The following is an 11,168-nucleotide window of genomic DNA, read 5'->3' as shown; positions in this document are numbered from 1 at the left end:
AACGTTCATGACTTCATCCACCGTCCTCGCCGCGCCTCTGCATGCCGCGGGACCGCTGTCCGCGCACCCGCCGGTGCCGTCTCCGATGTTCGAGCTTTCCGGCGTCAGTTTCGCCGTGCCCGGGCGAACGCTGCTGCATCCGCTTTCGCTCACGCTGGAGCCGCATCGCGTGATTGGCCTGATTGGTCACAACGGCTCGGGCAAATCGACGCTGATCAAGCTGCTCGCGCGCCAGCAGTTGCCCACCCACGGCGATATCCGTTTCGAACGCGAATCGCTCGATGCGTGGCCGGGCCGCGCGCTCGCGCGCAAGCTTGCGTATCTGCCGCAGCACACGCCGTCGGCGGCGGGCGTGCTGGTGCGCGAACTGGTGCGTTTCGGCCGTCATCCGTGGCATGGCGCGCTCGGCCGCTTCCGTCCGGAAGACCACGCGAAGGTGGAGGAGGCCATGGCGCTGACCGACGTCGAGCGCTTCGCCGACCGTCTTGTCGACACACTCTCCGGCGGCGAACGGCAACGCGTCTGGCTCGCGATGCTGGTCGCGCAGGACGCCGACTGCCTGCTGCTCGATGAACCCATTTCGGCGCTCGACGTGGCGCATCAGGTCGAGGTGCTGTCGCTGGTACAGGAGTTGTCGCGCGCGCGTGGGCTTGGCGTGGTGGTCGTGCTGCACGACGTCAACATGGCGGTACGTTTCTGCGACGAGATCATTGCGCTGCGAGGCGGCAAACTATGCGCGCGCGGCACGCCCGCCGAGATCATGACGTCGGCGCGGCTGGAGGAAATCTACGGCATCCCGATGGTCGTGATGCCGCATCCGCATACGGGCGAACCGGTATGCGTGGTCCGATGAAGTCCGCGTCCGCGCGGCCGGTGCAACAACGAGATGCCGCGCTGCTGCGCGGCGTGGCAACGCGCGGCATGGCCGCGTCGTGGGAGAGCATAGGATGACTGATCAATCGAAGGATGACGCCACGCCAGACGTCCATATTGGCCGCGAGCTTCTCCGGCTGTTCCGGCCGTTCTGGCATCTGTGCCTGTTTGTCACCGCGATGGGCGCGCTCGCGGGCCTGAGCACCGCGTGGCTTCTGGCGACCATCAACGACGGATTGCACGCGCCCGGCGGAATTTCCGTCGCCACGGTGTGGACGTTTATCGGGCTGGTCGTGCTGACGCTGGCGGGCAACGCAATCTCGGGCGTGGGCAACAGCATGATTGGCCAGAAGATCGTGGCGTCGCTGCGCAAGGACATTTCCGCGCGGATCGTCTGCGCGCCGATCGCGGCGGTGGAGCGTTATCGCGTGCACCGTTTGCTCGCCACGCTCAACAGCGACGTCGACACCGTCAGCGCCTTCACGTTCAACTTCCCGAGCTTCGCGGTGGCGCTGACGGTCGCGCTCGGCTGCGTGGTCTATATGCTCGTGCTTTCGCCGCCGCTGTTCCTGCTCGCGCTGGCCGCCATCCTGATCGGACTGTGGATCAACCACTACGCGTCCATGCGCTGGGATCATCACTATCAGGGCGTGCGCGGCGCGCAGGACGACCTGCAAAAGCAATATCGCGCGATCACCGAAGGCGCGAAGGAACTGCGCCTGAACCGCGAGCGGCGCAACCGCGTGCACGCCGAACAGCTTTCGGGCGCGGCTGATCTGATTAGCGAACTGAAGATTCGCGCGATGCGGCTTTTCTACGCCACGGGCGCAATCGGCACGACGCTGTTTTTCGTGGTGATCGGCGTGATTCTTGTGATGCAGAACCGGCTTGGCATCGACTCGCGCGTGGTCAGCGGGTTCGTGATCGTGCTGCTTTATATTCGCGGACCGATAGAACAGGTTGCGGGCGGCGTGCTGGCGCTGATCCAGGCGCGGGTGTCGTTCCGGCGCATTGCCGAACTCTCGAGTCAGTTCGAGAATCGCGAAGCGCGGCTTCTCGATGCACGTCCGGCCGCGCCCGCTGCAGCGCCGATGCAAAGCATCGCGTTGCGCCGCGCGGTGTTTGCGTTTCCCCAAGTGGGCACTGCCGCCGGGTTTCAGCTTGGACCCATCGACCTTGAAATCAGGCGGGGCGAGACGCTCTTCATTGTTGGAGAGAATGGATGCGGCAAGACGACGTTGCTCAAGCTGCTGCTGTCGCTATATTCGCCGGTGCAGGGTGAATTGCTGGTCGACGGACAGCCGGTGCCCGATGACAAGCTCGACGATTATCGCCAGCAATTTTCAGCGGTGTTTTCCGACTATCACCTGTTCGATGACCTGGTGGTCAATGACACAGCGACCATCGAACGCGCGCGCGGTTATCTGGATCATCTCGAACTCGGCCAGAAAGTGCGGATCGAAAATGGCGCGTTTTCGACCATCGACCTGTCGGCGGGACAGCGCAAGCGGCTGGCGCTGGTTCACGCATATCTGGAAAACCGTCCATGGATGGTGCTCGACGAATGGGCCGCCGACCAGGATCCGACGTTCCGCCGCTTCTTTTACACGGAGATGCTTCCCGACCTGAAGCGGCAGGGCAAGACGCTGATCGTGATCTCGCACGATGACCGCTATTTCGGCCTGGCCGATCGTGTCATCCGGCTGCATCAGGGGCGTATTGCGCAAGTGGCGGACGGCAGCGCATTTGCGTATTCGGCCTCGATAGACGATGCATCGTTCGAAACGGCGGGAGGCGCGGCGCAGCACGATGATGATGTTCGACCGTGAGGTGCGGTCGCCGGGCGGATCAAAGCGAAGGCCTTAACGCCCTCGCTTTTTTTCACGCATTCGCACAGGAAGCCGGCGATTCAACCCGCGCTCGCGTAGCGGCTCTTCGGCCGGTCGAGGCCGAGGTTCTCGCGCAGCGTGCCGCCTTCGTATTCGGTGCGAAAGAGACCGCGATCCTGCAGCACCGGAATCACATCGGCCACGAATTCGTCGAGTCCGCCCGGCAAATACGGCGGCTGGATCAGGTAGCCGTCTACGCCATATGCCTCGAACCATTCCTGCATCTGGTCCGCGATCTCCTCGCCCGTACCAATCACGGTCCGTTGGCCGCGCGCACCCGCAAAGCGCTCGTAAAGCTGGCGGATCGTCAGCTTCTCGTTGCGCGCCCAGTTGAGCACATTGCGGAACTGGGTCTGTCCGCCCTCGGTGTGCATTGCGTCGAGTTCGTCCGGCAGCGGGCCGTCCGGATCGCAGCGCGACAGGTCATAGCCGCCGAGCGCGTTCGACAGCAGTTCGAGTCCGACATCCGGATGAATCAGCGATTGCAGGTACTGGTGCTTGTCCAGCGCCTCCTGACGCGTGCGGCCGACAACCGGGTTCAGCCCCGGCATGATCTTCAACTGGTCCGCGCGGCGTCCGTAGCGTTCCATGCGCGCCTTCACGTCCTGATAGAACGACTGCGCGGCATCGAGCGTATGCAGCGGCGTGAACACCGCCTCGCACAGCCGCGCGGCCAGCTCGCGGCCCGGCGGCGAGCCGCCTGCCTGGAACAGCACCGGATGCCCTTGCGGCGGCCGCGCAGCGTTCAGCGGACCCTTCACCGAAAAATGCGCGCCCACGTGGTCGAGCGTATGGACCTTGGCCGGATCGAAGTATCGGCCGCTCGCACGGTCACGCACGAACGCGTCGTCGTCCCAACTGTCCCATAGGCCGCGCACCACTTCCGCGAATTCGACCGCGCGCTCATAGCGTTCGTCGTGCGGGTAGGACAGGTTGTCGAAGTTCGCGGCGACCGACGCACCCGCCGACGTCACCACGTTCCAGCCCGCACGGCCGCCGCTGATGTGATCGAGCGACGCATACGCGCGCGCGACATTGTACGGCGCGCTATAGCTTGTTGAAGCAGTCGCGACGAGCCCGAGATGCCTGGTGCACGCGGCAATTGCCGACAGCAGCGTGATCGGTTCGAAGTACACGGTGTACTGGGGCCATCGGCTGAGCGCCTCGGCTGGCGCGTCGCGCACCGAGAGACTGTCCGCGAGGAACATCAGGTCGAACTTGCCCCGCTCGGCCGCCTGCGCGAGGCTCAGGTAGTGCTGGAAGTTCGTACCCGCATCGATCTGCGAATCCGGATGCATCCATGCCGCGACGTGGTGCCCGGTCGGATGGAAGAAAGCGCCCAGCTTCATCTTGTCGGGGCGTTTATTGGCGTGCATGAAAAACTCCTTGATTTACGAGGCGGCAGCGAACTTGTGAAGCCGCGAAGCCGGAAACGGATAGGGCGCGCGTTCAGTGGCGCACTGCGTCGGGGGGAATCGGCCACGTGCTCGCGCTCGTCCACCACAGCGGGATCGTCGCGCCTTCGCCTGCGCCCGCGAGAGCCGTGGCCGACGTCTGCACCCGAAGCTCGCGCGCGTCGTAACCGTGTTGCCGCGCGATCACGAGCACGCTCGATCCCATGTTCAGCACGCTGCTGATCTGCGCGGACGCGGTATTCGCGACAATGCCCGCGGGCAGCTCGCCAATCCGCATGTCCTCCGGGCGCACCAGCACGCATCCCGCATCGGCTGGCAGTGGGCACGCCGCACGCAGCGTGAGGCCGCCGTCCGCGACCAGCTCGTCGGCGTGCGCACCGCGCCGGCCATCGAAGATATTGCTGTCGCCTATGAAGGTCGCCGCGAACCGGCTGACCGGCCGCGCATAGACGTCGAGCGGCGTGCCGACCTGCTCGATACGGCCGTGGTTGAACACCACAATGCGGTCCGACAGCGTCATGGCTTCGCTCTGGTCGTGCGTCACATACAGCGTCGTGATGCCGATCTGCCGGTGGATGCGGCGCAATTCGATCTGCATCTGCTCGCGCATGTTCTTGTCGAGCGCGCTCAGCGGCTCGTCGAGCAGCAGCAGCTTCGGCTCGTAGACCAGCGCACGAGCAAGCGCGACACGCTGCTGCTGCCCGCCGGAGAGCTGCTTCGGCAGGCGCGCGGCTTTGTCGGCGAGGCCGACCAGCGCCAGCACGCGCTTGACCGAAGCGTCGATATCCGCGCGCTTCCACTTGCGCACCTTCAGCGGAAACGCGACGTTCTCCGCAATCGACAGGTGCGGAAACAGCGCATAGCTCTGAAACACCATGCCGATGTCGCGCTGGTTCGCCGGCACGTTTTCGACGCGCCGTCCGCCGAGCAGAATGCTGCCGGCGCTCGGCTCCTCGAAGCCGGCGATCATCATCAGCGTGGACGTCTTGCCCGATCCGCTCGGCCCGAGCAGGCTGACAAATTCGCCATCCTGAACGTCGAGCACCGCGTCGACCACGGCCTGCACCGCGCCATAGTCCTTCGATACGCCTACAAGCTGTAAATGTGACATCGGTTCAATTCCCCAGCAGTGAGTCGCGATGATGGATGTACGCCTTGAATCCAAGCCGCTCGACTTCGGCGCGGGCCGCGAGTTTCGACGGCGCATCCGGTTCGTAAAGCGGCGCGATCGTATCGACGCCCGCACGCAGCGCATCGACAAAACCGGCGACGTCGAAGCCGCCATTGATCGAGCGCTTCAGCGCCGCGACGCCGTCCGGATGCAGATGCACGAGCGGGCGCACGGCGTCGAGCACCGCGTCGAAGAAGTTCGCCTCCGGCAGCACCTCGTTGACGAGGCCCCAGTCGAGCGCGGTGCGCGCATCGAGCGAGCGGCCGAAAAACAGCAGTTGCTTCGCGCGGCGCACGCCGACAATCCACGGCAGGATCGTGATCGACGCCGGATTCCAGTAGCGGATCTCCGGCTCGCCGAATGTCGCGCGCTCGGACGCGTACACGAAGTCGCACAGGTTCGCGAGGATGAAGCCAGCGCCGAGCGCGTAACCGTCGACTGCCGCCACGACCGGCTTGCGCGCGCGCCAGATCGCGAGAAAGCGTTCGAGATTGGCGCGCAGGCGCGGACCGGCCGCTTCGGACGAACCGCCCGCGCTCATGTCGAAACCCGTCGAGAACGCACGGCCGGCGCCACGGATCACCGTGAGAGCGATCGTTTTGTCCGCGTCCGCCGCTTCGATCTGCGCGGCCAGTTCTATAAGCATGTCCGCATCGATTGCGTTCAGCTTGTGCGGCTTGTTCAGGGTCAGCACGCGGATCGGCCCGTGCTGTTCGGCGAGCAGCGTATCGATCATGCGGTGTGTTCCTCGGCGGTGGCGATCAGCGCATCGAGCACGACGGGCACCGCCGCGCGGTCGGTGAGGCGGACCGGGTTCAGTTCGATCAGCGAGAGCCGGCCGTTCGCCGCGACATAAAGGTCGCCGATGGTTTCCGCGAACCGCACGATCGGTTCGATGCCGCCGAACAGCGCGCCGGAACGGCTCGCGAGAAAACGGCCAAGCCCGCTTTGCGCGAGCCGGGCGGCCACTTCGCCCTCGCGCGGCGGCAACGGAATCGCGACCACGTCGCGCACCGTTTCGAGAAGGAAGCCGCCGAAGCCGAGCATCAGCATCGGCCCGCATTCAGGGTCGGTGCTCGCGGCGACAAACAAATCGAGGCCGGGGCCGGTCATCCGTTCCACGAGGAGCGGCACGTCGCGGCATGCGGGGAAGTGCTCGGCAAGACGCGCACGGATCGTGGCGGCCGCGTGCGTGACCGCGTTGACGCTGTCGAGCTCGAGTTGCACGAGGCCGTAGGGCGTGCGATGCGCAATCCGTTCGTCGATGACCTTCAGCGCAACCGGAAAACCAAGGCAGGCTGCAAGTGTCGCCGGGTCATCCGTCGCTCGGGCGAGCAAGCCGCGCGGCGTTTCGAGCCCGAGGTCGCGCAGCCATGCTTTCGCCTTCGCTTCATCGAGCCAGTGCTTCCCGGCCGGCAGCTTATTGGCGAGCGCGCCAGGCAACGCGGCGGCGGACTGGCGCACGCGCAGCGCCAACGGCGTGGCCGCTCGCCAGGCGGCGGCATTCGCGATCGCGCGCAACGCAGGCTCGACGCCGGCCAGCTGGCTCGCACCATGCGCGGCCAGGCGGTCCGCGTATTCACGGCGGAACAGCCCCGCGCGCGAGCTGAGCAGATAGAACGGCTTGTCCGACGTGGCCGCCACGTCGAGCAATGCATCCACATAGCGGGTTGGCCGGGTCGGCTGGCCGTCCATCGTGTCGGTCACGAGCACGACTGCCGCATGCGCGGGAGATGCGGCGAAGGCAGCGAGGCCCGCGCGCAGATTTGTTTCGTAGTCCCCATTGCCCCATGCATCGACCGGATTGCCGTGCGCGGATACCGTTCCGATCGTCGCCGCCAGCAACGCGCGCTGCTGTTCTGGCAACGCGGGCAAGTCGATGCCCGCGCGCGCGGCAATATCGAGTGCGTATTCAACATGCCCGCCAGACGGACTCACGATGCCGATGCCGCCGCCAGCGGGCCGCCGCGCAGCGCGCAGGCAGACCACGGTTTCGGTCAGTTCCTCAAGCGTCGAAACCTCGATGCAGCCGTGCCGCGCGAGCAGTGCTGAAAACACCCGCGCGTCGCCAGCAATGCCGCCTGTGTGACCGAGCGCGGCCTCCCGGCTGAGCGTGGTCTTGCCGACCTTCAGCACGACAACGGGCTTGCCGCGCTCACGCGCGCGTTCTGCGGCGGCCACGAAGCGGTGGATATCGCGAACCGCCTCGAGGAACAGTGCGATCACGCGCGTCGCCGGATCGTCGGCCAGCGCAGCCAGATAGTCGGCGGCGCTCAGCACCGCCTCGGCACCAGTTGAGATGACGTGGCTATAGCCGAAGCGGCGCACGTCGGTCACGAGTCCGATCGCCATCGAACCGCTCTGCGTGATCAACGCGACGTCGCCGCCAATAGACGACGCATCCAGCACTTCGCCCATGTAGAGCGTCGAGCGGGTCGCAGGATTGAGGATGCCCATGCAGTCGGGGCCGCAGAACGCGATGCCGGCGTCCATGCACGCGGCCCGGATCACGTCGAGCGACGCAAGTCCCTCATGACGTGTCGCACCGACACCGCTCGCATACGACACGACGCCTTTCACGCCGGCTTGCGCGGCGTCGAGCACCGCAGACGCAACGCGCTCTGGGCCAACGCACAGCAGCGCGACGTCCGGCGTGCGGTCAAGCGCGGCGAGCGACGGAGCGCATGGACGGCCGAGCGCCTCGGCGCGTGCGGGATTGACGGCATGCAGTTCGCCGCCGAAGCCGAGCGCATCGAGCGACGCGCGAATGCGCGTGGCCGGCCCCGGCCGGTCGGTCGCGCCGACGATCGCGATGCTGCGCGGCGCAAACAGTGCACTCAGATCGGGGAATACAACGGATAACGAAGGGTTTGCGTTCATTCTGCGATCCGTTGCAAGCCGAGCAGCCGGTCGTACACGAACAGCATGGCCATGATCGCGGCAAGCAGCACCATCGACAGCGCGGAGGCAGTGCCGAAGTCGAGCAGCGATTCGATCTCGTCGGCAATCAGGCTCGAAATCATCATGTCGCGCGGAGACCCGAGCAGCGTCGGCGTGACATAAAAGCCGATGCAGAAGATGAACACGAGCAGCGAGCCGCTGACGACGCCCGGCAGCGAGAGCGGAGCGATCACACGCCAGAACGTCTGATGGCGGCTCGCGCCGAGGCTGTGCGCGGCGCGGATCAGGCTCGTGTCGATCTTCGCGAGCACGACGTACAGCGTAAGCACCATGTACGGCAGCAGGATGTGCGTGAGCGCGATCAACGACGCGGCGGTCGTGAACAGCAGCACCGGCGGCGGATTGATGCCGAACGCGCGCGCGATCTCGCTGTACGGCCCGTGGTTGCCGAGGATGACGGTCCACGCATAGGTCCGCACCAGAAAGCTGATCCAGAAGCACAGGCCGGTGATCGCAAGCATCACCGTGGCCGCGACGCCGCCCTTGCGCGCCATGTAGTAGGCGAGCGGATAGCCGAGCAGCAGGCACAGTGCGGTAACAGACAGCGCGACCGCCGCGGTGCGCAGGTAGACCGTCAGATAGATCGGATCGGTGAACACGTGCCGGTAGTTGTCGAGACCGAGCGTCGGGTCTGAAATGCTGGACCAGAACGTGTTCGCGAGCGGAACGCCGAACGTTGCGAGCAGATAGACGAGCGCCGGCGCCAGCAGCAGCCAGGTTGGAACAGAGCGCATCGCACGTGCGCGGCGCGCGCCGTTGCTGCGCGCCGAAGTGACGGCGGGCGGTGCGGTTGCCGCCGCCTGTGCGTTATGGCTATTCATCGATGATCCTTCGAGGCCTCGCGGCGTCGCGAGAATGCGGCCATCGCGACCATCACGGTCAGCGCGGCGGCGATCAGGAATGTGGAAGCGACGGCGATCACCGGATCGGCGTCGAGATTGATGCTGGAGAACATGCGCTTGGGCAGCGTGGCCACCTCACGGCTCGAAATGAACAGCGAGATCGTCGCTTCATCAAAAGAATGAATGAACGCGAAGAACGCGGCGATCACGAACGCCGGACGCAGCAGCGGCAGGGTGACGTAGCGGAACATCTGCACTTGCGTCGCGCCGCAGATCAGCGCGGCGCGCTCCAGATTGCGGTCGAGATTGCGCAGCGGCGCCGCCATCGCGATAAGCACGACCGGGATCGAAATGCAGGTGTGCGCAAGCACGACGCCAAGGTACGTCTGGTTCAGCCCAATGCGGCCGAACACCGTGTAGTAGCTGATCGCCATGATGATGCTCGGCACGAGCATTGGCAGCAGCAGCATGATCTGGAGCGTGCGGCGCGCCGCAAACTCGCGGCGGTTCACCGCGAAAGCGGCCGGTGTCGCGACAAGCAGCGTGACAATGCTCGACACGATTGCGATCAGCACGCTGTTCAGCGTCGGCTTCAGCCAGTCAGCCGTGAAGTACGCGCGATAGTGGCCGAGCCAGTAACCGGGCGGCGGGAACTCGAACGAGCGCGCGGTGCTGAACGACATTGGCACGACGATCAGCATGGGCGCCAGAATGAACGCGGCCACGCAAACCGCAATGACCGCATTCAGCGCGGTGGGGCGCTCAAGGGCGTTTGCGCGCATGGTCATTGCTGAAGCCAGCGCTGGAAACGCCGCTCCGCCTGGTTCATCACGTCGCCCATCTGGCGGCCGTCGAATTCGATTGCACCGCTCGCGTACTTCGGGTTCGTCGGCATGTTTTTCGTCTGCTCCGGGCTAAGGTACGCGAACGCGGCTGGATTGACCGGCCCGTATGCGCCGTCGACGCAAAAGCCCGCGTTGTTCTTCGGCTGCAATGCGAATTTGATGAATTCCCATGCATAGTCCGCGCGCGGCGTGCCCTTCGACACAATCCAGTACGTGCGGTCCATCGTGAACTCGTTCCAGACGATCTCGACGGGCGCGCCGCTGTCGCGCAGCGCGACGCCGTGCGCGTGCCATACCGACGCCATGTCCACCTCGCCGCCGCCGAGCAGTTGGCGAATCTGCGGGCCCGTGGTCCACCACACACGCACGCTGTTTTTGATCTTGTCGAGGCTGCGGAACGCCCGGTCGAGGTCGATCGGATACAGCTTGTCACGCGGCACGCCGTCAGCGAGCAGCGCGAACACGATGGTCTGCGACAGCGTGCGGCCAAGCGAGCGCGGGCCGGGGAAGCGCTGCTGGTCCCAGAAGTCCTTCCATGTCTTGATTGAACCCGGCGCGAACTTCTTCGTGTTGAAGCAGATGTTCGTCGAGTACGCGTGATTGCACACGCCGCTCTCGAGAATCAGGTTCGAGGGCACCGTGTCGCGCCCGAATACCGAGTAGTTGACCGGTTCGAGCAGGTTGGCGTTCATTGCCTGAATCACGCTCGGCGCGCCGACGGTCTGGATATCGAACTCGTACACGCCGTTGCGCGCCTGAAGCGCGAGCTTTGCGAACGACGCGCCGGTTGCGGTCTTGATCGCAATGCCCGTCGCTTTCGTGAAGGGATCGAACAGGTTCTTGCGCGCGGCGGCTTCCCACGTGCCGCCCTGCGAATTCACGTACAGCACCTTGGGATCCGCCCGCACGATTGCCGGCATTGCGAGCGCGACCGCGGCAGCGCTAGCACGCAGGACCGTCCGGCGTCGAGCATCGAATGCGGCAGCGGGTTTCTCGTTGTTCGTGATGGAGTTCGACATCCGATTTCCGGTAGAAGTAGAAGACGGCAGGCAGGCTGTGTCCATTAAAAGCAAGGGGTATGCCATACAGATGCCGCAGCGTGGCTATTCGTGGCCAGTTCCGCGCATCGTCCATTTATGTGGTGTACCACGAAATTGGATGATACGCGGACC

At 65.2% G+C, this 11,168-nt stretch carries 9 protein-coding genes; 2 read left to right on the top strand and 7 right to left on the bottom strand.

Going from position 1 to position 11,168, the window contains the following annotated elements:
- The first annotated feature begins 7 nt into the window (after positions 1–7).
- Together ACRWA7_RS09100 and ACRWA7_RS09095 are read left to right on the top strand one after the other, a co-directional pair.
- The gene (locus ACRWA7_RS09100; RefSeq protein ID WP_438392374.1) at positions 8–853 is read left to right on the top strand and encodes an ATP-binding cassette domain-containing protein; all 846 of its coding nucleotides are present in this window, start codon (positions 8–10) and stop codon (positions 851–853) included.
- Positions 854–947: 94 nt separating this feature from the next.
- Complete coding sequence (locus ACRWA7_RS09095) at positions 948–2,702, top strand: cyclic peptide export ABC transporter (protein WP_438392373.1); 1,755 nt, start codon at positions 948–950, stop codon at positions 2,700–2,702.
- Positions 2,703–2,782: 80 nt separating this feature from the next.
- Here ACRWA7_RS09095 and ACRWA7_RS09090 read toward each other — a convergent pair whose 3' ends face one another.
- The 7 genes from ACRWA7_RS09090 to ACRWA7_RS09060 all read right to left on the bottom strand — a co-directional run bounded on the left by ACRWA7_RS09090 (position 2,783) and on the right by ACRWA7_RS09060 (position 11,015).
- A complete protein-coding gene (locus tag ACRWA7_RS09090; protein ID WP_060858584.1) occupies positions 2,783–4,138 on the bottom strand; it encodes an LLM class flavin-dependent oxidoreductase in 1,356 nt (451 codons plus the stop codon).
- A 73-nt stretch (positions 4,139–4,211) separates the two neighbouring features.
- Positions 4,212–5,288, bottom strand: a complete 1,077-nt coding sequence (locus tag ACRWA7_RS09085; RefSeq protein WP_060858585.1) for an ABC transporter ATP-binding protein — start codon at positions 5,286–5,288, stop codon at positions 4,212–4,214.
- 4 nt (positions 5,289–5,292) lie between these two features.
- Positions 5,293–6,084 carry an enoyl-CoA hydratase/isomerase family protein gene (locus tag ACRWA7_RS09080; protein WP_438392372.1) on the bottom strand — a complete coding sequence of 264 codons (792 nt, stop codon included), beginning with the start codon at positions 6,082–6,084 and terminating at the stop codon, positions 5,293–5,295.
- Positions 6,081–8,228: an acetate--CoA ligase family protein gene (locus ACRWA7_RS09075; RefSeq protein WP_438392371.1), complete on the bottom strand. Its 2,148-nt coding sequence runs from the start codon at positions 8,226–8,228 to the stop codon at positions 6,081–6,083. The genes ACRWA7_RS09080 and ACRWA7_RS09075 overlap by 4 nt, the downstream gene beginning before the upstream one ends.
- Positions 8,225–9,130 carry an ABC transporter permease gene (locus ACRWA7_RS09070; protein ID WP_438392370.1) on the bottom strand — a complete coding sequence of 302 codons (906 nt, stop codon included), beginning with the start codon at positions 9,128–9,130 and terminating at the stop codon, positions 8,225–8,227. The genes ACRWA7_RS09075 and ACRWA7_RS09070 overlap by 4 nt, the downstream gene beginning before the upstream one ends.
- A complete protein-coding gene (locus ACRWA7_RS09065; RefSeq protein ID WP_060858620.1) occupies positions 9,127–9,933 on the bottom strand; it encodes an ABC transporter permease in 807 nt (268 codons plus the stop codon). The genes ACRWA7_RS09070 and ACRWA7_RS09065 overlap by 4 nt, the downstream gene beginning before the upstream one ends.
- A 2-nt stretch (positions 9,934–9,935) precedes the next feature.
- Positions 9,936–11,015, bottom strand: a complete 1,080-nt coding sequence (locus ACRWA7_RS09060; RefSeq protein ID WP_438392369.1) for an ABC transporter substrate-binding protein — start codon at positions 11,013–11,015, stop codon at positions 9,936–9,938.
- Between the last annotated feature and the right edge of the window lie 153 nt (positions 11,016–11,168).

Source organism: Caballeronia sp. DA-9, from assembly GCF_051615025.1.
GTDB lineage: Bacteria > Pseudomonadota > Gammaproteobacteria > Burkholderiales > Burkholderiaceae > Caballeronia > Caballeronia sordidicola.
Note: the sequence above shows the minus strand (reverse complement) of the source record. Positions and strands in the feature narration are given on the sequence as shown.